Here is a 20,122-nt window from a genome sequence, read left to right as displayed (position 1 = left end):
TTTCTCCCATGCCCGGCCCCGGACCTTGATCGGCGTCAACGGTGCTTGACGACCTGGGTGACATGGTGACGATGCATGAACGTTCAGGGTCCTGCCGGATTCGGAGCGCGCGTGCTTCCTGTCGCCTCGAGGAGCCCCGCCGGTGATTGACCTGATCTTCCCGATCAACCCGGATGCTGCACTCGCCATTCACGTCGCGCTGTCGGCTGGTATCGTTGCGGCGATCATGCTGGTGGCGGCTTGGCTGCGCGAGAAGCGCTCCGGCGCGCGTGCCGACGTGCCGTACGAGGGCGGCGTGCTGCCGGCCGCGCCGCAGCAGGGGCCAGTCAATGCGCCGTACTTTCTGATCGCGGCGCTGTTCGTCATCTTCGACATGGAAGCCGCGATCCTGTTCGCTTGGGCGGTGGCGGCGCGCGACACCGGCTGGCTCGGCCTGATCGAGGCCGCGGTGTTCATCGGCGTGCTGCTGTTGGCGCTGGTCTATCTGTGGGCGGACGGCGCGCTCGACTGGCACAAGGAGCGCAAGCGATGACGCTCACGCCGAACCCGCCCGCCGAGCCTGTCTCGGTCGAAGAGCATATGGCGCTGTCGAGCCTGTTCACCACGCTCGAGGATCTCACCGCGTGGTCGCGCAAGCACAGCCTGTGGCCGTTCAATTTCGGGCTGTCGTGCTGCTACGTCGAGCAGGTCACGGTGCTGACTCCGGTCTATGACCAGGCGCGGTTCGGCGCCGAAGTGATCCGCGCTTCGCCGCGGCAGGCCGATCTCTTGGTCGTCTCCGGCACGGTGTTTCACAAGATGGCGGCGCCGCTGCTGCGGCTCTACGAGCAGATGCGGGCGCCGCGCTGGGTGATCGCGATGGGCGCCTGCGCCTGCTCGGGCGGCATGTACGACATCTATTCGGTGGTGCAGGGCGTCGACCGCTTCATCCCGGTCGACGTCTATATCCCCGGCTGCCCGCCGCGGCCGGAGGCGATGCTCGATGCGCTGATCATGCTGCAACAACAGATCGGCAGCGAGCGGCGTCCGCTCGGCGTCACCGTCGGCAACACCGCCGGCCTCGGCTTTGACGCGCCCCGCCGCCGCGACCAGCGTCGCGACGAGCGCATGGCGCAGACCCTTCTCGATCCGCCGGAGCGATTGTGAGCACGTCGAACCTCGTCGGCGAACTCAGCGCGCGGTTTGGAGACGCAGTGCTGGGCGAGCAGGTCACGCGTGACGCTTTCCCGACGGTGTGGATCCGTCCGGAGGCGACGATCGCCGTGCATCGTTACTTGAAGGACGAGATCGAACGCCCGTTCAAGATGCTGGTCGACCTCTGGGCGATCGACGAAACCGCGCGAAAATATCGCGACGGCCAGCCGCCGAGCGGTATCACCATCGCCAGCCATCTGCTGTCGCACGACCGCAACGCCGACATCCGGATCAAGACGCCGCTCGACGCGGAGTATCCGCGCGCCAAGTCGATCGGCACGGTGTTCCCTAACGCGCTGTGGTACGAGCGCGAAGCCTACGACATGTTCGGCGTCGAGTTCGAGCTGCAGCCGCACTCGAACCGCATCCTGCTGCCGCCCGGGTGGGAAGGCCATCCGATGCGCAAGACCCAGCCGGGTCGTGCCACCGAGCGGCCGCTGTTCAACATGACAGCGGCGCTGTTTGACGCCAAGGAGCACGCGCTCGCCGCCGACCCGGAGAAATTCGGCCTGCCGACGCATCGCGACGGCGTCGAACTGATGATCCTGAACTACGGGCCGCACTCGATGGCGACCCACGGCGTGTTCCGTATCGTGCTGGCGCTCGACGGCGAGGAGATCGTCGCGGCGCGGCCGGACATCGGCTTCCACCATCGCGGCGCCGAGAAGATGGCCGAGCGCCAGACCTGGCACAACTTCCTGCCCTACACCGACCGCGTCGATTATCTGGGCGGGGTGATGGGCGAGATGCCTTACTTGCAGGCGGTCGAGAAGGCTTGCGGCATCACGCCGCCGGATCGTGCGCTGACGGTGCGGATCATGCTGTCGGAAATGTTCCGCATCATGAATCACCTGTTGTTCTACGGCACGATGGCGCAGGACACCGGGGCGATGTCGCCGGTGTTCTACATGTTCACGGACCGCGAGCGCGGCTATCGCGTGATCGAGTCGATCACCGGCGCGCGGATGCATCCCGGTTACTTCCGCATCGGCGGGCTGTCGATGGATCTGCCGGAAGGCTGGGACAAACTCGTCCGCGAATTCCTCGACTGGATGCCGGCGCGGCTCGACGATTACGAAGGCATGGTGCTGCGTAACGAAATCTTCCGCGCCCGCACCAAGGGGATTGCGGCTTACGACACCGCGATGGCGCACGACTGGGGCGTGAGCGGGCCGGGGCTGCGCGCGACGGGCCAGGCCTGGGACGTGCGCAAGGCACGGCCTTACGGCGGCTTCGAGCATTTCGATTTCGAGATTCCGACCGGCCACAACGGCGATTGCTACGACCGCACGGTGGTGCGGGTCGAGGAGATCCGGCAGTCGCTGAGGATCATCCGGCAGTGCGTCGACAACATGCCATCCGGCCCGATCAAGGCCGACCATCCGCTGACCACGCCGCCGCCGCGCGAGCGAATGCTGCACGACATCGAGACCATGATCCATCATTTCGTCGGCGCCAGCTGGGGACCGGTGCTGCCGCCCGGCGAGACCACCGGGCAGGTCGAAACGGTGCGCGGGCTGACGCAGTTCGCGCTGATCTCCGACGGCGAGCCGTCGAGCTATCGCACCCGGATTCGCACGCCGTCGTTCCCGCATCTGCAGATGATCTCCGCGGTGGCGCCCGGCATGATGGTGGCCGACCTCGTCGCCTATCTCGGCAGCATCGACTACGTGATGTCGGACGTCGACCGATGAGCCTCAGCCCCCCGATCAAGATGGCGATCACCCAGGCCGCCGCCGCCCACGGCGGCAAGGCCGCGATGCTCGACGCGCTCAAGCTGGTGCAGGAAGCCGAAGGCTGGGTGTCGGACGAGCATCTGGCCGAGGCCGCGCGCACGCTCGGCGTCACCACCGCCGAGATCGAAAGCCTCGCAACCTTCTACAGCCAGATCTTCCGGCGCCCGGTCGGCGACACCGTGATCCTGCTGTGCGATGGCCTGAGCTGCTATCTGTGCGGCGGCGACGCCGTGCGTGATGCGGTGATGAGCAAACTCGGAATCGGATTCGGCGAAACCACGCCGGACGGCAAGTTCACGCTGATCAACATCTGCTGCGTCGGCGGCTGCGACCGCGCGCCGGTGGCGCTGGTCGGACCGGAGCGCAAGCTGGTCGGCCCGCTGACGCCGGACGATCTCGACGCTCTGATTGGTGGCCAGGCGATCGGAGGTGCGCGATGAGCGACAAGCCGCTCACCGGTCGCGCCCGCGCCGATCGCCAGCCGCACAGCCTTGCCGCCTGGCGCGGGCTCGGCGGTTATGCGGCGGCGTCGCAGGCGCTGAAGCGCCACAGTCCCGAGGCGATCATCGCGATGGTCGAGGCCGCTGGCCTGCGTGGCCGCGGCGGCGCCGGTTTTCCGACCGCCAACAAATGGCGCTTCATGCGCAGCGGCGCCGAGAAGGCCGGGCCGGGCCCGCGCTATCTGTGCGTCAACGGCGACGAGACCGAGCCCGGCTCGTTCAAGGACCGCCTGCTGATGGAGGCGCTGCCGCATCAACTGATCGAGGGCGCGCTGATTGCCGCCTATGCGATCGGCGCCACCGAAGTGATCATTCTGGTGCGCGACGAGTATCGCGCCGCTGCAGCCGCGCTGAGCCGCGCGATCGCCCAGGCCGAAGGCGCTGGTCTGCTCGGCCGTGACATCCTCGGCTCGGGCTTCGACCTGACGATGCGGGTCCACGCTTCGGCCGGCCGCTACATCGTCGGCGAAGAGACCGCGCTGATCGCGGCGCTGGAAGGCGAACGCCCGGTGCCGCGGCATCGGCCGCCTTATCCTGCGGTGAGCGGGCTATGGGGACGGCCGACCACGGTCAACAATGTCGAGACGCTGTCGGCGGTGCCGTCGATTATCGAGAACGGCGCCGACTGGTATCGCTCGCTGGCGCGGAGCGAAGAAGGCGGCACCAAGCTCTACGGCGTCTCTGGCTGCGTCGCACGCCCGCAATTGATCGAAGCGCCGATGGGCACGACCGCACGCGAGCTGCTTGAGCTGTGCGGCGGCATCCGCAATGGGCGTTCGCTGTTCGCCTTCCAGCCCGGCGGTGGCGCCACGGCGTTTCTCGAGACCGCCGATCTCGACGTCCCGCTCGACTTCGCGCACACCAAGAAGGCCGGCAGTTCGCTCGGCACCGGCGCGGTGATCGTGCTCGACGATCACGCCTGTCCGGTGGCGGCGATCGGCCGGCACATGCGGTTCTATGCCCGCGAGAGCTGCGGCCTGTGCACGCCGTGCCGCGACGGCCTGCCGTGGGTGACGAAGCTGCTCGACACTCTGGAAGCCGGCAACGGCACCCGCGCCGATATCGACGTGCTGCAACAGCACGTCGCGCTTTCTGGTCCGTCCGGCCGCTCCTATTGCGATCTCAACACCGGCGCGCTGACGCCGCTGCGCAGCGGCCTCGAACGCTTCGGCGATATCTTCAATGCCCATCTGGCGGGCGATTGTCCGGTGGGCCGCGCATGACCAGGAAGCTCGACATCGACGGCCGCATCATCGAGGCCAAGGACGGCGAGGATCTGCTGTCGGCGTGCCTGACGCATGGCATCGACGTGCCGTATTTCTGCTGGCACGGCGCGCTCGGCTCGGTCGGCGCCTGCCGGCAGTGCGCCGTGAAGGTCTATGCCGGACCGGACGACACCGAAGGCCGCATCGTCATGAGTTGCATGACGCCGGTGGCCGATGTCGAACGCGTCTCGGTCAGTGATCCCGAGGCGGTGGCATTTCGGGCGCAGGTGATCGAGTGGCTCATGGTCAACCATCCGCACGATTGCCCGGTGTGCGAAGAGGCCGGCTCGTGCCATTTGCAGGATATGACGATCGCGACCGGCCATCACGATCGACGCTACAAGTTTACCAAGCGCACGCATCGCAATCAGGATCTCGGCCCGCTGCTGACGCACGAGATGAACCGCTGCATCGCCTGCTATCGCTGCACACGGTTCTATCGCGACTACGCTGGCGGCCGCGATCTCGACGCCTTCGGCGCGCACGACAACGTGTATTTCGGCCGCGCCGAGGACGGCGCGCTGGAGAGCCCGTTCGGCGGCAACCTCGCCGAAGTCTGTCCGACCGGCGTGTTCAACGACAAGGGCTGGTCGCAGGACTACGCCCGCAAATGGGACATGCGGGCCGCGCCGTCCATCTGTCCGCATTGCGCGCTGGGCTGCAACATCCTGGTCGACCAGCGCGGTGGGCGGGTACGGCGGGTGCAGAACCGTTATCACGGCGCGCTCAACGGCTATTTCATCTGCGATCGCGGCCGCTACGGCCCGCTGCACGTCGTCTCGGATCAGCGGCTGAGCCAGCCGCTGCTGCAGGGGGAGCCCGCGACCGAACACGACGCCTGCGCGGCCGCGCATGCCGCGGTGGCCGAGGGCGCGATCGGCATCGGCTCGCCGCGCGCCTCGCTCGAGGCCAACTACGCGCTGCAGCGGCTGGTCGGGCCGGAGCGGTTCTTCGCTGGCGTCTCGGATGCCGAGGCACAACTGGTGCGGCGGATCGTCGAAATCATCCGCGCCGGGCCGGCCAAGGTGGCGTCGCTGGTCGAGGTCGAGCGGGCCGATGCGGTGCTGGTGCTGGGCGAGGACCTGACCAATGCGTCGCCGCGCCTCGCGCTGGCGCTGCGCCAGACCGCGCGCGGCGCGGAGCGCGACCTTGCCGCGCAAAAAGGCGTGCCGCAATGGCTCGATCCGGCGGTGCGCACCGCCGGCGAAGGCCGCCGCTCGCCGATCATGCTGGCAACGCCGCTCGCTGATGCGCTCGACGATATCGCCACATTGGCGCTGCGGCGCGATCCGCTGGCAATCGCGACATTCGGGGCCGCTGTCGCCACTGCGCTTGGTGGCAACGCCAGCGCCGATGCCGAGGCACAGCGCGTCGCCGAAATTCTCGCCGTCGCGAAGCGGCCGCTGATTATCGCCGGCTGCTCCCTGATGTCAGCGGCGATCGTCGAAGCAGCTGCGGCGGTCGCTGCGGCGCTCGGCACCAAGGCGCAGATCATGCTGCTGCCGCCGGAGGCCAACAGCATCGGCCTGGCGTTGCTCGGTGGCGACGGCATCGAGAGCGCCGCGGCGCTGCTCGAGCGCGGTGCCGCCAAAACCGCGATCGTGCTCGAAGCCGATTTGTTCGACCGCGCCCCGCGCGCCAGCGTGGAGCGGCTGTTCACAGCCGCCAAAGCGGTCGTCGCGCTGGACGCAGTGGCGAGCGAGACCACGGCGCGCGCTTCAGTTGCGCTGCCGGTCGCCGCCTTCACCGAATGCACCGGCACTTACGTCAACTACGAAGGCCGCGCCCAGCGCTTCATCGCCGCGCTGCCGCCCTCGGAGACGGCGCCGTCGTCGTGGCGACGGCTCGACGCATTTGGCGCCGGCGACTGGCACGGCCTCGATGCGCTGATCGGCGACCTGATCGTCGAGCGGCCCGATCTGGTCGGCGTCGCCGATGGTGCGCCGGATGCGGATTTCATGATGGCCGACGGCCAGGTGACGCGCGCGCCGCGGCCGTATTCGGGCCGTACCGCGGACGATCGTGCCGGGCAGTTCGCCGATGCGGCGCCGCCGATCGATCCGGATTCGCCGCTGACCTTCGGCATCAAGGGCGCGCGCGGCACCAAAGTGCCGCCGTCGCTGATCACCAGCTACAAGACCTCCGGACAGCACTCGGCCAACAATGTCGCCCGATTCGTCGAAGAGATCGGCGGCCCGCTGCGCGGCGGCGATCCGGGCGCGATGTTGCTGAAGGCGGGCGAGGCATCCTTGCCGGACGTCGTGTCGGCAGAGCCGGCGAAAGGCGAGGGCCTGCTGCTGATCCCGCTCCACGACGCCTTCACCGGCTTCGATCTGAGCCGCGCCAGCGCGTTGCTCACGGCTCGGCGGCCCGGGCCTCGCGTGCTGCTGCATCCCGACGACGCCGCGATGCAGCGTCTTGCGGATGGCGCGGCCGTGCTGATCGACGGCGAGCCATGCGCCGCGCCGGTTTCGCTCGATGCCTCCGTGCCGCGCGGCTGCGTCGCGATCAGCGCCGGCGTGCTCGTGCCGCGCGGGCCGCTGCGCCGCGTCAAGGTGGAGCCGGCGTCATGATCGGGATGATCATCACCGCGACCATTTCGGTGACGCTGATCATGGCGCTGCTGGTCATCGCCGGCACCTTCACCTGGGTGGAGCGGCGGCTGCTCGGCTTCGTGCAGGAGCGCTACGGCCCGAACCGCGTCGGGCCTTTCGGTTCGCTGCAATGGGTCGCCGACACGGTGAAGATCCTCACCAAGGAAGACGTGCCGCCGCCCGGCGCCGACAAGATCACCTACCTTCTCGCACCCGCCGTCGCCGCGACTCCGGTGCTGATCGGCTTCGGCGTGGTGGCGATCGGCGACGGCATCGCGCTGGCGCCGGTCGATGTCGGGGTGCTGTTTCTGCTCGGCATGCTGGGGCTCACCGCCTATGCGGTGCTGCTCGGCGCCTGGGCGTCGCACAACCGCTTCTCGCTGATGGGCGGCATGCGCGCCGCCGCGCAGATGCTGGCCTATGAGGTGTTCCTCGGCCTGTCGCTGATGGGCGTGGTGATGCTGGCCGGCTCGCTGTCGATGAGCGAGATCGTCGAGGCGCAGCGTGGCGCCTGGTTCGTGCTGCTGCAGCCGCTCGGCGCGGCGCTGTTCACCATCGCCGGCGTCGCCGCCGCGCATCGGCTGCCGTTCGATCTGCCCGAATCCGAAAACGACCTCGTCGCCGGCTTCATCACCGAATACACCGGCATGTCGTTCGGCCTGTTCTTCCTCGGCGAATATCTCGCGGTGCTGCTGGTGTCGGCGCTGGCGGTGACGCTGTTCTTCGGCGGCTGGCTTGGGCCGTGGTTGCCCGGGCCGGTGTGGTTCGGCCTCAAGACCGGCATCATCGCGGTCGCCTTCGTCTGGCTGCGTGCGACGCTGCCGCGGCCGCGTTACGATCAGTTGCTGAGCTTCGCCTGGAAGATCGCGCTGCCGCTGTCGCTGCTCAATCTGCTGCTCACCGGCATCGTCGTGGTGGCGAGGAGCGCGTCATGATCGGATTCGGATGGCTCGAAGCGCTGCTCCGCGTCGGACGCAAGCTGTTCGTCAAGCCGGAGACGCAGCTCTATCCGGAAGAGAAGCCGAAGCTGTATCCGCGGATGCGCGGCCGCATCGTGCTGACGCGCGATCCGGATGGGCAGGAGCGCTGCGTCGCCTGCAATCTGTGCGCGGCGGTGTGCCCTGTCGGCTGCATCGATCTGGCCAAAGCCGTCGCCGACGACGGCCGTTGGTACCCTGAACATTTCCGCATCAATTTTGCGCGCTGCATCTTCTGCGGCTTCTGCGAGGAGGCGTGCCCGACCGCGGCGATCCAGCTGACGCCGGATTTCGAGCTCGGCGAGTGGCGGCGCGATGCGCTGGTGTACGAGAAGCACGATCTGCTGATTGCCGGCGAGGGCAAGGTGCGGGGCTATCGCTACTGGTCGGTGGCCGGCAAGGCGATCGCCGGCAAGGACAAGGGTGAGGCCGAGCACGAAGCGCCGCCGGTCGATCTGAAGGGGCTGCTGCCATGAGCCTCTTGCTCGCGCTCTATGCCGGCGCCTTTGCGCTCGTGTCCGCCGGGCTCGCAGTGACGCGGCCCAATGCGGTGCACGCGCTGCTGTATCTGGTGGTGACGCTGCTGGCGTTGGCGGTGTGCTTCTTCGCGCTCGGCGCGGCTTTCGCGGCAGTGCTGCTGATCATGATCTATGCGGGCGCGATCGTGGTGCTGTTCGTGTTCGTGGTGATGACGCTGCCGACTTCGCCCGAGGCGAGCGCGCGCGAACGGCTGGCGCTGCGCGGCGCCTGGCCGCTGCCGCTGGCGATGGCGGTGCTGGTGGTTGCGCCGTTCGTGTTCGGGCAGTTCGGCATCGCCGCCGACACCGCCGCCGCGCCGGTGTCGGCGCAGCAGGTCGGAAGGCTGCTGTTCGGGCCGTGGGCAGTGGCGATCGAACTCGCCTCGCTGCTGCTGCTCGCCGGCCTGATCGGCGTCCGCCATATCGGCCGCAGCGATCGCGCATCGGGGAAGCGCCCATGACCGGCTCCGATCTGATCGGCTTGATGATCCTCGCCGCTGGCCTGTTCGCCATCGGCGTGTTCGGCGTGCTGGCGCGGCGCGGCATCCTGTTTCAGCTGGTCGCGCTGGAGGTCGCGCTCAGCGGCCCGGCGCTCGCCTTCGTGGCGGCCGGTGCGTATCACGCCGATCCGCAAGGGCAGGGCATGTTCATTCTGGTGCTGACGCTCGCCGCCGCCGAGGTCGCGGTCGGACTGGCGCTGCTGCTGCGCATCCGCCGCATCGCCGGCAGCGACGACAGCGACGCCATCAGCGGCCTGAAGGGGTGAGCATGGCGCAGCTGCTTCCCTTCGTCCCTGTGCCGGCGCTGCTCGGCTTCATCGTGCTGTCGCTGTTGCCGGTCGCGCTGCCGCGCGCTGCGGTGATCGCGCTCGGCGTCGGCGCTGCGGTGCTGCCGGCGTTGCTGTTCGCCCCGGTGGCGCTGTCCTGCAGCGATGGCGGCTGCGTCGCCGGCGCGGTGGTGCCGATCCTGTCGATCGATACCGGAGTGTTCGTCGCGCAAATCGCGATGTCGATGGACCCGCTCAGCATGGTCACCGGCGGCACCGTGGTGCTGGTCGGCGCGCTGGTGCTGATCTATTCGGGCGCCTACATGGCGTCCGAGCCGCTTCCGGATTTACGCCGCTTCTTTGCGGTGATGAACCTGTTCTTGGCCGGGATGCTGGCAGTGGTGTTCGCCGCCGACGTCATCCTGCTGTTCCTCGGCTGGGAAACCATCGGCCTGTGCAGCTTCATGCTGATCGCGTTCTACGACCGGCTGCCCAAGGCGGTCGCCGCAGGCCGCAAGGCGCTGATCACCACCCGTGTCGCCGACAGCCTGCTGCTCGCCGGTCTGATGATGCTGTTCCTGTCCGCCGGCACGACGCGGCTCGACGGCATGCTGGCGGCGGTGCCGGGCATCGATCCGTGGCGGCTTGGACCGATCGCCGGGCTGATCGCTCTCGGTGCGCTGGGCAAGTCGGCGCAGATCCCGTTTCACACCTGGCTGCCGAGCGCGATGGCCGGCCCGACGCCGGTGTCGGCACTGCTGCATTCGGCCACGATGGTGGCGGCCGGCGTCATCCTGCTGGCGCGGCTGGCGCCGCTGTTCGCCGCCGCGCCGGAAATCTCCGCGATGGTGGCGATGCTCGGCATCCTCACCGCGGCGCTCGGCGCGCTGGTCGCGCTGATCCAGACCGACGTTAAGAAGCTGCTGGCGTTCTCGACCATGAGCCAGATCGGCTTCATGGTGCTGGCGCTGGGGCTCGGCGCGCCGGCGGTGGCGCTGGCGCACTTCGCCATCCATGCGGCGTTCAAGTCGCTGCTGTTCCTCAGCGCCGGCGTGATGAGCCACGCGGCCGGCGGCTCGACCGCGATCGCGGCGCTGCGCGGCTCGCGCTATCGCCAGCCGCTGGCGTTCTGGAGCTTTGCCATCGGCGCGGCGTCGCTCGCGGGCCTGCCGGTGATCACCGCCGGCTGGTACTCGAAGGAGGCGGTGCTCGCTGCGGTGTGGAGCAGCGGACCGTGGGGCGTGCCGCTCTGGCTGCTTGCCGCCAGCGCGGCGGTGCTGACCGGCGCCTATGCATTCCGGGTCGTGTTCGTTGCCGCGGGCGAAACCGCCGATATGGCCGCGCCGCCCTGGGGCGGCCTGCCGGTGGTGCTGCCGCTCGCGGTGCTGACCTTCCTCGCCGTCGCCGGCGGCCTGTCCGTGGGTGTGCTGATCGACTTCACCGGCGGCGCGCCGGAACACATTCCGCTGCTGCCTGCGCTGCTCGGCGCTGCCGCGCCCGTCCTCGGCGTGCTGCTGGCGCGCTGGCTGGTGCGGCATCCGCCGGTGCTGGAGCGCTGGGCGCGTCGGCTGCGCCACCTCCGCGTCTTCCGCGTCGACGTGCTTTACTACTTCTATTTTGTCCGCCGTTTCCGTCGCGTCGCCACTGTGCTCGGCAATGCGGAGGGCACCGAGGCCGTGGCGGATGCGGTGCTGCTGCGGCGCGGCGGCGTCGACGTGCCCGGGCTGGTGACCGACGATCCGCTCGGCCGCGGCGCCGGCCAGGTCCGCGGCATTCGCACCGATCTGATCACCCGCGCGACCGACGGCCAGACGCCGGTGGTGCGGATGGTGGCCGGCGATCCGGTCGGCCGCTTGTTGATCGTGGTGGCCCGGCTGTTCGTCGGGTTCTTCGTGGCGCGGTTCAATCCGGATCGGATCGATCGTGCTTGGTTGGGGCTGGCCGGCGGCGTCGGAGCCGCCTGGGGCTATGCGCGGCGGCTGCAGACCGGCCGCGTGCGCGACCAGACCTTGTGGGTGGCGGTCGGCTGCGCCGCCCTTCTGCTCTACGCGTGGGGGACGTCATGGCGCTGATCGCGCTCATCCTGCTGCCGACCATCGGCGGCCTTGTCGCATTCCTGGTCGCCGGCAAAGGCGAGCGCGAGCGCTGGGTCGCAATCGCGACTTTTGCGCTAATGCTGTTGTTGCTGATCGGGATCGTCGCCGGCGCGCCCGAAGGACGTTGGTACGCCAAGGTCAGCTATCCGTGGGTGCCGTCGTTCGGCATCGCGCTCGACTTCGCGCTGGACGGATTGTCCGCGGCGCTGATCGCGATCGCGGCCGGGCTCGGCATCATCTCGGTGATGGCGTCGTGGTCGGAGATCCGCACGCAGTCGGGCCTGTTTCACGCCAGCCTGTGCTGGACCGTGGCGGCGACCGTCGGCGTGTTCGTCTCGTTCGACCTTTTGATCTTCGCGTTTTTCTGGGAAGCGATGCTGGTGCCGGCCTTCATGCTGATCGCGGTGTGGGGCCACGTCGACAAGGAAGGCGCGGCGCTGAAATTCCTGATCTTCAACGCGGTCGCCGGCTTCGGCCTGCTGGCGGCGTCGTTTGCGCTGGCGGCGATGGCCGATCACATGACGTTCAGCGCCTTCGAACTGGCCGAGATGAAGCTCTCCACCTCGGTCCAGGTGTGGATGCTGCTCGGCTTCTCGCTCGCCTTCATGGTCAAGCTGTCGGTGCCGCCGTTCCACGCCTGGCTGCCCGAAGCGCACACGCTGGCGCCGACCGCCGGCTCGATCCTGCTCGCCGGCATTCTGCTGAAGACCGGCGCCTACGGCTTGTTCCGCTTCGCTCCCATGCTGTTTCCGCAAGGTCTCGCCGCGGTCGCGCCCTATGGCATCGCGCTCGGCGCCGCCGGCGCGCTGTATGGAGGCCTCGTTGCTTGCGGACAGAACGACGCCAAGCGGCTGGTCGCCTACACGTCGATCGCCCACATGTCGATCGTGCTGATGGGCATCGCCGCCGGCGTGCACTACGCGCTCGCCGGTGCGGCGGTCGAGATGATCGCGCATTCGTTCTCCGCCTCGGCGCTGTTCCTGCTGATCGGCGCGCTGTACGAGCGCACCCACACGCGCGACCTGCGCCAGCTCGGCGGATTGCAGCAGAGCGCGCCGCGCTTCGCCGCGGCGTTCGCGCTGTTCTGCTCGGCGCTGCTGGCGCTGCCCGGCACGGCGAATTTCGTCGGCGAGGCGCTGGTGGTGGTCGGCATCTTCCAGGTCAACTGGGTGTTCGCGCTGCTGGCGCTGTCGACGCTCGTCGTGTCGGTGATCTATGCGACTCGGCTGCTCAAGGGACTGGTGTTCGGCGCGGCGCAGCCGAAGGCGCCGCTCGCCGATCTGAGTTGGCGCGAGTATTGGCCGGTGCTGGTGATGAGCGCGGCGACGCTGATCATCGGACTGTATCCGCAGAGCCTGCTGGCTCTGCTCGAGCCGGCCATCAAAGCCGCGCTGACGCAGACGCCGTGATCGCCGCATCATGACCGCAGCCCAGTTCGCCGCGCTTTCGCCGCTCATCGCGCTGGCCGTCGCCGCCATCGCGGCGATGATGCTGGTGCCGTTGGCGCGGCTCGAAGCCGGGCAGGCCGCGGCGGCGGCCGGCCTTGCTGCGGCTGCGGCGCTGGTGCTGCTCCGCGTCGGCGCGCCGGCGGCGCCGATAGGGGCGCTGTTCACCGACGATGCGATCGCGCGGTTCGGCATCGTCTATATTTGTCTGGCCTCGCTCGGCGCGCTGGTGTTCCTGCGCGCCGGCCACCCGGCCAAGGAAGCTCCGTCGCTGCTGGTCTTGGTCGCGATCGGCGCGGTGACACTGGCGGGCGCAGGCCACGCCGCGACGCTGTTTCTCGGCATCGAGATCGTCAGCCTGTCGCTGATCGCATTGTTCGCGTTCCGGCTGTCGCGGCAGGGGCTGGAGGCGGCTTACAAGTTTCTGGTGATGAGCGGACTGGCGTCATCGGCGCTGCTGCTCGGCATCGCGCTGATCTATGCGGAGACCGGCGCGCTCGATTTCGCCGGCTGGACTGGCCAGGGCGCGCTGGCAGCGCTCGGCACCGCGCTGCTGCTCGCCGGCCTCGGCTTCAAGTTCTCGCTGGTGCCGTTCCACATGTGGACACCCGACGCGTTCGAGGCGTCGCCCTCGAGCGCCGCGGCGCTAGCTGGCGTCGTGTCGAAAGCCGCGATGACCATCGTGATCCTGCGGCTGGTGCTCACCGCGCATCTGCCCGAGCCGGTGTGGAGCAGCGGCCTCGCCGCGCTTGGCGCCGCCTCGGTGCTCGCCGGCAATCTGCTGGCGCTGGGCCAGCCGCAACTACCGCGCATGCTCGGCTATTCGACCATCGCGCATTCGGGCTATGTGGCGCTGATCCTGGCGTCGGGACAGCCGCTGGCCGGTGAGGCGGCGCTGTTCTATCTCGGCGCCTACGCGCCGGCGATGCTGGCCGCGCTGTGTGTCGCCGGGCTGCTCGGCCGCGCCCCGACGCTGCCGGATCTGCATGGACTTGTGAAGCGCCGTCCACTGGAAGCGATCGCACTGTCGCTGTCGATGCTGTCGCTCGCCGGCCTGCCGGCCGCCGGTGGCTTCATCGCCAAGCTGTATTTGCTACGCGTGCTGGTCGACGGCGGATTGTGGACGCTGCTGGCCATCGTGGTCGCCGGCTCGTCGCTGGGCTTCTACTACTACGCGCGCTTTTTCACCGCGCCCCTGGTCGGGCAGAGCCATGAGGAGTCCGAGCCGCTGTCCGCGCTCGACCGTGGTTTGCTGATGGTTTGTTGCGCGCTGATCATCCTGTTCGGCGTTGCACCGATGACGCTGATGGCCCTCATTCCGTCTCCTTCGTAGCGTGGGCTGTGCGCAACGAGGCCCACGCGCTCCGCGCCTTTGCCCACCCTACAAAGGACGTCTATCCGGCGCCGACGGAACTTGCCCCCGCGTCTTTCATCGCGGCTTTGATCACGCTGGCGTCGCCGCCGGAGACCGAGACTTCGATAACGTCGTTCAGCTCCGGATCGCCGTGCTTGTCCTCACCAGGATGACCGCTTTCGCGATCGGCGCCGGCCGGTTTGGTGCCGGCGCTGTTGTCCTGGCCCCGGGCCTGCACGACGACCTGTTTGCGGTCGACGCCGTGTTCCTGCACCAACCGCTCGACCGCGAGTTCGGCGGCGCGTCTGGTTGAAAACGCGCCCGTGATCTTCTGCTGCATGTCGCCTCCGGAATGCCGTTCGAAACCTTTGTCGAGCGACAACCGGAGGCAAGCAGCGAGGTTCCGTTACGCGGCTCGGGCGAGACGTCCCGCCGCAAGGCCGCGTTCCAGATCGACGATGATGTCGTCGATATGCTCGAGGCCGATCGACAGCCGGACATAGCCGTCCGACACGCCGGTCGCGAGTTGGTCTTCGGTGGACAGCTGCGAGTGCGTGGTCGAGGCCGGGTGGATGGCGAGGCTGCGGGCATCGCCGATATTGGCGACGTGATACAAGAGCTGCAGCGCATCGATGAATTTGCGCCCGGCCTCCAAGCCGCCGGCGAGTTCGAAGCCGACCAGGCCGCCGAATTTGCCCTTCAGGTAACGATCCGCGCGTTCGTGGGCGACGCCGGTCTGCTTGGAGGGGTGGATCACCTTGACGACTTCCGGCCGCTTTTCGAGATAGTCGGCGACCGCCTGGGCGTTCTGGACGTGACGCTCGATCCGCAGCGGCAGAGTTTCCAGTCCCTGCAGGATCTGGAACGCGTTGAACGGCGACAGCGCGGCGCCGAGGTCGCGCAGCAGCGTGGTCCGTGCCTTGATGATATAGGCGATCGGGCCCAGCGGCTTCACCGCTTCGACCCAGACGGCGCCGTGATAGCTCGGGTCCGGGGTGTTCAGGGCGGGCTGGCGCTGCGGGAACTTCTCCCAGTCGAAATTGCCGCCGTCGACGATCAGACCGCCGATCGAGGTGCCGTGGCCGCCGAGATATTTGGTTGCCGAGTACACGACGACGGCGGCACCGTGTTCGAGCGGCTTCACCAGCAGCGGCGCCGCAGTGTTATCGACGATCAGCGGGATGCCGTGCTTGCGGCCGATCGCGGCGACTTCGGCGATCGGAAACACCGCCAGCTTGGGGTTGGGCAAGGTCTCGGCATAGTAGGCGCGGGTGCGGTCGTCCGTCGCGCGTTCGAACGCCTCGGGATCGGACGGATCGACAAAGCGCACTTCGATGCCCTGGTCCTTCAGCGTGTTGGCGAACAGATTCCAGGTGCCGCCATACAGGTCAGTCGAACTGACGACGTTGTCACCGGCGCGGGCGAGGTTCTGCAGCGACAGGGCGGACGCGGCCTGGCCGGAGGCGACAGTGAGCGCCGCGACGCCGCCTTCCAGCGCGGCGATTCGCTTCTCCAGCACGTCGGTCGTCGGGTTGCCGATGCGGGTGTAGATGTTGCCGAGCTCCTTCAGCGCGAACAGGTTCGCGGCGTGCTCGGTGTTGTTGAACTGATACGAGGTGGTCTGGAAGATCGGCACCGCGACCGAGCCGGTCGACGGATCGGCGCGCCAGCCGGCATGCAGCGCGAGGGTCTCGGGGTGAAGTTTCTCGGTCATAGCAAAAATCCCTGCGACGATGAAAGGCGAACCGCCGCCGCGTCCTGGCCATATACGGCCAGCGCAAAGGTTCGCCGGGACGGCCATCAGGTCGGGCCGGGGAAGCCAAGTCAATCAAGTTTGGGAAATAAAAATCTGCGAGCTGGCGAAATGCGTAGGCGCAACGCGTTCGTTCTCTTAAGAAATGGCCCGAGAAGGAAAAATTTTCTGACGTGGCCGGACGGCAAAGACCCGCCGCGCCGTGGTCACGTGGGTTGTCTGCAGGGGGCGTGGGCCTTGCTTTGCTCAGCCGCCCAACGAGCTCAGCCCTCTCTTACCGGTCCTCCAAACGAAAAGTGCCGACCCTGCGAGCCGGCACTCTCGATCCGATCCGATCCGATGGGTGGACGCGTTACGCGTCCAAGTTACGCAGCTGCTGGCGGTTGCGCAGTTCGATCTGGCGGGCGCCGGAGAAGCCGAGGATGCCCTGGCTCTGCAGCTGCGACAGCGCGCGCGACACGGTCTCGAGGGTGAGGCCGAGATAGTCGCCGATGTCGCGGCGGCACATCGGCAGCGCCATCATGCCGGCGACGGCGAGGCGGCGATCCATCTCGAGCAGGAAGTTGGCGACCCGCTCCATCGCATTCTTGCGGCCGAGCAGCAGCATGTGATCTTCGGCGTGGCGCAGCTCGCCGGCGGTCATCGACCACAGGCTGCGGGCGACATGGACGTCGGTGGCGGCGGCCTGTTCCAGGCTGCGGCGCTTCAGCAGGCGAACGGTGGTGTCGACGATGGCTTCCGCGGTGAGGCGATGGGTCGGTCCCGACTCCAGCCCGAACACGTCACCGGGGAGATAGAAGGCGCCGATCTGGCGGCGGCCGTCGGAGAGAAGCTTGTAGCTGCGGACCGCACCCGACACGACCTGATAGACGTATTCGGAAGGCTCGTCCTCGCCGTAGATCTCCTCTTCCTTCTTGTAGGTGAACTCGGAGGCGATCAGGCCGGCGTGACCGGTGGTTGCAAAAAACTGATCAGCCGGGGAACGGGAGGGGTCAACCGGAGCCTTTGCGACGGTCGGGGCCCTGAGCGACTGGTTCAGCATCTTGCCATCTCCTGCGGGTATCGGGATCGGATGGCGTGGTTGTAGTGAAGATTTCCGAGGCCGAATATTTCGCCCCATATCTTAAGGTGGGTTCCCTAAGGGGTTTTACGGAGACGATGGCCGTCCACCACTTCCGCCTACTGAGCAATATCAACGGTTTAGGTGAAGTCAAAGACCCGGCGTACAGAGCGGCGCGCCGTCATTCTTGAGCGCGCCGCGGATATGAAACACCAGGCTCTCTTCGAGATGCGGCTTCAGCACGACATGGCGTACGCCGACGGCCGCGGCGCGGCTCGAAATGCTCTCGTCCGGATAGCCGGTGATCATCACGACGGGACAGGCGACCTTGCGGTCGCGCAACTTTTGCGCGAGGTCGATGCCGTTCATGCCGGGCATCTTGTAGTCCACGACGATGCAATCCGCGCGTCCGTCGTCGAGCGAGTCGAGCAGCGCCGGCCCGCTGCGAAACGTACGAACTTCGAATCCGTCGGTTTCCAGCAGGAATCGCAGCGATCCGAGGACGCCCTGATCGTCGTCGACGACGTAGACAACAATTTTTGAGGGCGCGCAGGTCATTACTTGCTTCCTACGCACCCGGTCCAGCGAACAATTTTCTCATAGCCGGAACGATAATCGCCGCCCGGCGACGTGGGTTGATCTGCCTCAATCCTTGATCACGCCACCGCGCATCGCCATTCGGACGAGTTCCGACAGGCTCGAGGCTTGCATCTTGGTCATCACGTTGGCGCGATAGACCTCGATGGTGCGGGGACTGATGTCGAACTCGCGTGCGATCACCTTGTTCGACATGCCGGCGATCAGTCCGTCCATGACCTGGCGTTCGCGCGGGCTCAACGACTGGACGCGCGCGACGATATCCTGTGATACGGCCTCACTCCTGGCTTCGTCGCCGGCCTGCTTCAACGAGGTTTCGATCAGGCCGATCAGGCGATCGTCGTCGAACGGCTTTTCGATGAAGTCGATCGCACCGAGCTTCATGGCTTCCACCGCGAGCGGCACGTCGCCATGGCCGGTCATGATCACCACCGGCAGCCGGCTGCGGCCGGCTTTCAGCCGCTTCAACAGATCCAGCCCGTCGATCCCCGGCATCCGGACGTCGGACAGCACGCAGCCGAAGGCGATGTTGGCCATCGCATCGAGAAACGACGCGGCGGATTCGAACAGGCGGACCTCGTAATCGGCGGAGGTGAGCAGGAAATCGATCGACTCCCGCATCGCCTGATCGTCGTCGATCACATAGACAATGCCCTTACGCGCCATCGCTCACGTCCTCGCCCGGCGCAATCGGCAGCGTGAAACGAAAAGTCGCGCCGCCCGCGCTGTTGGTCTCCGCCCACATCCGCCCGCCATGGGCTTCGATGATCGAGCGACTGATCGACAGTCCAACGCCCATTCCGGTGTCCTTGGTGGTGAAAAAGGTCTGAAAAAGCTTTGCCTTGACGTCGTCCGGGATGCCGCTGCCGGTGTCCGAAACGGTCACTTCAATCATGTCGTCGGCGACCCGCGCATTCGACGCCGACAATTCCTTTCGCGGCGAGTTCGCCATCGCCTCGAGCGCGTTGCGGAACAAATTGACCAGCACCTGCTGGATCTGGACGCGGTCGACCAGTACCAGATCGTTGGCGGGGTTCATTTGGAAGCGCAGCACCACACCCTGTTCGCGCGCGCCGGTGAGACCGAGCGCGCCCGCTTCCTCGACCAGCTTGGCGAGACTCTCGACCCGCTTCTCGGATTCGCCGCGGGCCACGAAGTCGCGCAGCCGGCGGATGATCTGGCCGGCGCGCAGCGCCTGCTCGGCGGCGCGCTCCATCGCGTTCTCGATCTTGGCCGTGTTCGGATCGCGGCTCGCAGCGAGCAGCCGCCGCGACCCTTTCATGTAGTTGCTGATGGCCGACAGCGGCTGATTGAGCTCGTGCGCGAGTGCAGACGCCATTTCGCCCATCGCGGTGAGGCGCGAGACGTGGACGAGTTCGGCCTGCAATTCGTGCAGCCGGGCCTGGGTCTGCTGATACTCGGTGAGATCGCGAATGAAGCCGGTGAAGTAGCGCTCGCCGCCGGACTCCATCTCGCCGATCGACAGATGGATCGGGAAGGTCGTGCCGTCCTTGCGCTGGCCGGTGACAATGCGGCCGATGCCGATGATGTGGCGTTCGCCGGTGGAGTTGTAGCGGGTGATGTAGTTGTCGTGGCGGGTGGCGTCCGGGCGGGGCATCAGGATGCTGATGTTTTGGCCGATCGCTTCCCGCTCGGTCAGTCCGAACATCCGCTCGGCGGCGCTGGAGAAGAACCGCATGATGCCGCGGCCGTCGATCAGGATCATCGCGTCCGGCACGGTGTCGAGGATCGAGCGGAGCTGGCTCTGCTGCAGCCGAAGCTCCTGTTCGAGCACCTTCTGCTGGTCGACGTCGAGCACGATGCCGCAGAGATAGCCGGCGCCGCCGTCCTCCCTGATCAGGCCGCCGCGCGAGCGCAGCCAGTGGCTCGCCTGGCCGCGGTCCACGACGCGGTACATGATATCGAGGTTTTCGCCGTTATCGATCGAGCGCTGCATCGCCTGCGCGACGCGGTCACGATCCTCCGGATCGATCAGCGACAGAAACGCGTCAAAGTCGACCGGAGCATCCGGGGCGACGCCGAACAGGCGTCTGGCCGTCACCGACCACACCAATTCCCGCGTGGCGAGATTGAGCTCCCAACTCCCCACGCCGTATTGATCGATGCCTTGCTGCAGCCGCCGGTCGCGCGCAAGGTCCTCCGATGATTGGGCTAGAACGGTCACGCGCTACCTTCGCAACTCATAGGATTGGTCTTATCATATAGGTGTTCTGATCCGCAACGGACGCTGCAGTCAGCAAAAAACC

19 protein-coding genes are annotated in these 20,122 nt (G+C 67.4%); 13 read left to right on the top strand and 6 right to left on the bottom strand.

The window, feature by feature from the left end; translation table 11 throughout:
* The first annotated feature begins 142 nt into the window (after positions 1-142).
* The 13 genes from IP86_RS20025 to IP86_RS19965 are packed head-to-tail and all read left to right on the top strand — an operon-like array spanning position 143 to position 14,424.
* The gene (locus IP86_RS20025) at positions 143-532 is read left to right on the top strand and encodes an NADH-quinone oxidoreductase subunit A (protein WP_054164185.1); all 390 of its coding nucleotides are present in this window, start codon (positions 143-145) and stop codon (positions 530-532) included.
* Positions 529-1,146 (top strand): NuoB/complex I 20 kDa subunit family protein, encoded by a 618-nt coding sequence (locus tag IP86_RS20020; RefSeq protein ID WP_054164184.1) that lies wholly within the window; start codon positions 529-531, stop codon positions 1,144-1,146. Before IP86_RS20025 ends, IP86_RS20020 begins: the two co-directional genes overlap by 4 nt.
* Positions 1,143-2,888 carry an NADH-quinone oxidoreductase subunit C/D gene (gene nuoC / locus IP86_RS20015; RefSeq protein WP_054164183.1) on the top strand — a complete coding sequence of 582 codons (1,746 nt, stop codon included), beginning with the start codon at positions 1,143-1,145 and terminating at the stop codon, positions 2,886-2,888. Before IP86_RS20020 ends, nuoC begins: the two co-directional genes overlap by 4 nt.
* Positions 2,885-3,370: an NADH-quinone oxidoreductase subunit NuoE gene (gene nuoE / locus IP86_RS20010; protein WP_054164182.1), complete on the top strand. Its 486-nt coding sequence runs from the start codon at positions 2,885-2,887 to the stop codon at positions 3,368-3,370. The genes nuoC and nuoE overlap by 4 nt, the downstream gene beginning before the upstream one ends.
* Complete coding sequence (locus IP86_RS20005; RefSeq protein ID WP_054164181.1) at positions 3,367-4,653, top strand: complex I 51 kDa subunit family protein; 1,287 nt, start codon at positions 3,367-3,369, stop codon at positions 4,651-4,653. Before nuoE ends, IP86_RS20005 begins: the two co-directional genes overlap by 4 nt.
* Complete coding sequence (nuoG, locus tag IP86_RS20000) at positions 4,650-7,268, top strand: NADH-quinone oxidoreductase subunit NuoG (protein ID WP_054164180.1); 2,619 nt, start codon at positions 4,650-4,652, stop codon at positions 7,266-7,268. The genes IP86_RS20005 and nuoG overlap by 4 nt, the downstream gene beginning before the upstream one ends.
* Positions 7,265-8,224: an NADH-quinone oxidoreductase subunit NuoH gene (nuoH, locus tag IP86_RS19995; protein WP_054164206.1), complete on the top strand. Its 960-nt coding sequence runs from the start codon at positions 7,265-7,267 to the stop codon at positions 8,222-8,224. Before nuoG ends, nuoH begins: the two co-directional genes overlap by 4 nt.
* On the top strand, positions 8,221-8,742 hold the full coding sequence (nuoI, locus tag IP86_RS19990) for an NADH-quinone oxidoreductase subunit NuoI (RefSeq protein WP_054164179.1): 522 nt from the start codon (positions 8,221-8,223) through the stop codon (positions 8,740-8,742). Before nuoH ends, nuoI begins: the two co-directional genes overlap by 4 nt.
* Positions 8,739-9,245, top strand: coding sequence for an NADH-quinone oxidoreductase subunit J family protein (locus IP86_RS19985; RefSeq protein WP_054164178.1), 507 nt, complete (start codon positions 8,739-8,741; stop codon positions 9,243-9,245). The genes nuoI and IP86_RS19985 overlap by 4 nt, the downstream gene beginning before the upstream one ends.
* On the top strand, positions 9,242-9,550 hold the full coding sequence (nuoK, locus tag IP86_RS19980; protein WP_054164177.1) for an NADH-quinone oxidoreductase subunit NuoK: 309 nt from the start codon (positions 9,242-9,244) through the stop codon (positions 9,548-9,550). The genes IP86_RS19985 and nuoK overlap by 4 nt, the downstream gene beginning before the upstream one ends.
* A 2-nt stretch (positions 9,551-9,552) precedes the next feature.
* On the top strand, positions 9,553-11,622 hold the full coding sequence (locus IP86_RS19975; protein ID WP_054164176.1) for an NADH-quinone oxidoreductase subunit 5 family protein: 2,070 nt from the start codon (positions 9,553-9,555) through the stop codon (positions 11,620-11,622).
* A complete protein-coding gene (locus tag IP86_RS19970; RefSeq protein ID WP_054164175.1) occupies positions 11,613-13,055 on the top strand; it encodes a complex I subunit 4 family protein in 1,443 nt (480 codons plus the stop codon). Before IP86_RS19975 ends, IP86_RS19970 begins: the two co-directional genes overlap by 10 nt.
* Before the next feature lie 10 nt (positions 13,056-13,065).
* The gene (locus tag IP86_RS19965; RefSeq protein ID WP_054164174.1) at positions 13,066-14,424 is read left to right on the top strand and encodes an NADH-quinone oxidoreductase subunit N; all 1,359 of its coding nucleotides are present in this window, start codon (positions 13,066-13,068) and stop codon (positions 14,422-14,424) included.
* 61 nt (positions 14,425-14,485) lie between these two features.
* Here IP86_RS19965 and IP86_RS19960 read toward each other — a convergent pair whose 3' ends face one another.
* The 6 genes from IP86_RS19960 to fixL form a co-directional block, all read right to left on the bottom strand.
* Positions 14,486-14,785, bottom strand: a complete 300-nt coding sequence (locus tag IP86_RS19960) for a hypothetical protein (RefSeq protein WP_054164205.1) — start codon at positions 14,783-14,785, stop codon at positions 14,486-14,488.
* Positions 14,786-14,851: 66 nt separating this feature from the next.
* A complete protein-coding gene (locus IP86_RS19955; protein WP_054164173.1) occupies positions 14,852-16,159 on the bottom strand; it encodes an O-acetylhomoserine aminocarboxypropyltransferase/cysteine synthase family protein in 1,308 nt (435 codons plus the stop codon).
* A 391-nt stretch (positions 16,160-16,550) separates the two neighbouring features.
* The gene (locus tag IP86_RS19950; RefSeq protein WP_054164172.1) at positions 16,551-17,240 is read right to left on the bottom strand and encodes a helix-turn-helix domain-containing protein; all 690 of its coding nucleotides are present in this window, start codon (positions 17,238-17,240) and stop codon (positions 16,551-16,553) included.
* A 168-nt stretch (positions 17,241-17,408) separates the two neighbouring features.
* Positions 17,409-17,816: a response regulator transcription factor gene (locus tag IP86_RS19945; RefSeq protein WP_054164171.1), complete on the bottom strand. Its 408-nt coding sequence runs from the start codon at positions 17,814-17,816 to the stop codon at positions 17,409-17,411.
* A gap of 87 nt (positions 17,817-17,903) precedes the next feature.
* Complete coding sequence (fixJ, locus tag IP86_RS19940; RefSeq protein ID WP_054164170.1) at positions 17,904-18,521, bottom strand: response regulator FixJ; 618 nt, start codon at positions 18,519-18,521, stop codon at positions 17,904-17,906.
* Entirely contained in the window at positions 18,511-20,040 is a 1,530-nt protein-coding gene (fixL, locus tag IP86_RS19935) for a sensor protein FixL (protein ID WP_054164169.1), read from the bottom strand. The genes fixJ and fixL overlap by 11 nt, the downstream gene beginning before the upstream one ends.
* Positions 20,041-20,122 lie beyond the last annotated feature (82 nt).

This window comes from Rhodopseudomonas sp. AAP120 (assembly GCF_001295845.1).
In the GTDB taxonomy this organism is placed as follows: Bacteria; Pseudomonadota; Alphaproteobacteria; order Rhizobiales; family Xanthobacteraceae; genus Rhodopseudomonas.
This window is presented reverse-complemented; position numbering and strand designations above follow the sequence as displayed.

Bases quoted from the DNA above. Each gene is read 5' to 3' on its own strand.
- IP86_RS20020 (WP_054164184.1), top strand. From the start codon at position 529: ATGACGCTCACGCCGAACCCGCCCGCCGAGCCTGTCTCGGTCGAAGAG.
- nuoE (WP_054164182.1), top strand. From the start codon at position 2,885: ATGAGCCTCAGCCCCCCGATCAAGATGGCGATCACCCAGGCCGCCGCC.
- IP86_RS20005 (WP_054164181.1), top strand. From the start codon at position 3,367: ATGAGCGACAAGCCGCTCACCGGTCGCGCCCGCGCCGATCGCCAGCCG.
- nuoG (WP_054164180.1), top strand. From the start codon at position 4,650: ATGACCAGGAAGCTCGACATCGACGGCCGCATCATCGAGGCCAAGGAC.
- nuoH (WP_054164206.1), top strand. From the start codon at position 7,265: ATGATCGGGATGATCATCACCGCGACCATTTCGGTGACGCTGATCATG.
- nuoI (WP_054164179.1), top strand. From the start codon at position 8,221: ATGATCGGATTCGGATGGCTCGAAGCGCTGCTCCGCGTCGGACGCAAG.
- IP86_RS19985 (WP_054164178.1), top strand. From the start codon at position 8,739: ATGAGCCTCTTGCTCGCGCTCTATGCCGGCGCCTTTGCGCTCGTGTCC.
- nuoK (WP_054164177.1), top strand. From the start codon at position 9,242: ATGACCGGCTCCGATCTGATCGGCTTGATGATCCTCGCCGCTGGCCTG.
- IP86_RS19975 (WP_054164176.1), top strand. From the start codon at position 9,553: ATGGCGCAGCTGCTTCCCTTCGTCCCTGTGCCGGCGCTGCTCGGCTTC.
- IP86_RS19970 (WP_054164175.1), top strand. From the start codon at position 11,613: ATGGCGCTGATCGCGCTCATCCTGCTGCCGACCATCGGCGGCCTTGTC.
- IP86_RS19965 (WP_054164174.1), top strand. From the start codon at position 13,066: ATGACCGCAGCCCAGTTCGCCGCGCTTTCGCCGCTCATCGCGCTGGCC.
- IP86_RS19960 (WP_054164205.1), bottom strand. From the start codon at position 14,785: ATGCAGCAGAAGATCACGGGCGCGTTTTCAACCAGACGCGCCGCCGAA.
- IP86_RS19955 (WP_054164173.1), bottom strand. From the start codon at position 16,159: ATGACCGAGAAACTTCACCCCGAGACCCTCGCGCTGCATGCCGGCTGG.
- IP86_RS19950 (WP_054164172.1), bottom strand. From the start codon at position 17,240: ATGCTGAACCAGTCGCTCAGGGCCCCGACCGTCGCAAAGGCTCCGGTT.
- IP86_RS19945 (WP_054164171.1), bottom strand. From the start codon at position 17,816: ATGACCTGCGCGCCCTCAAAAATTGTTGTCTACGTCGTCGACGACGAT.
- fixJ (WP_054164170.1), bottom strand. From the start codon at position 18,521: ATGGCGCGTAAGGGCATTGTCTATGTGATCGACGACGATCAGGCGATG.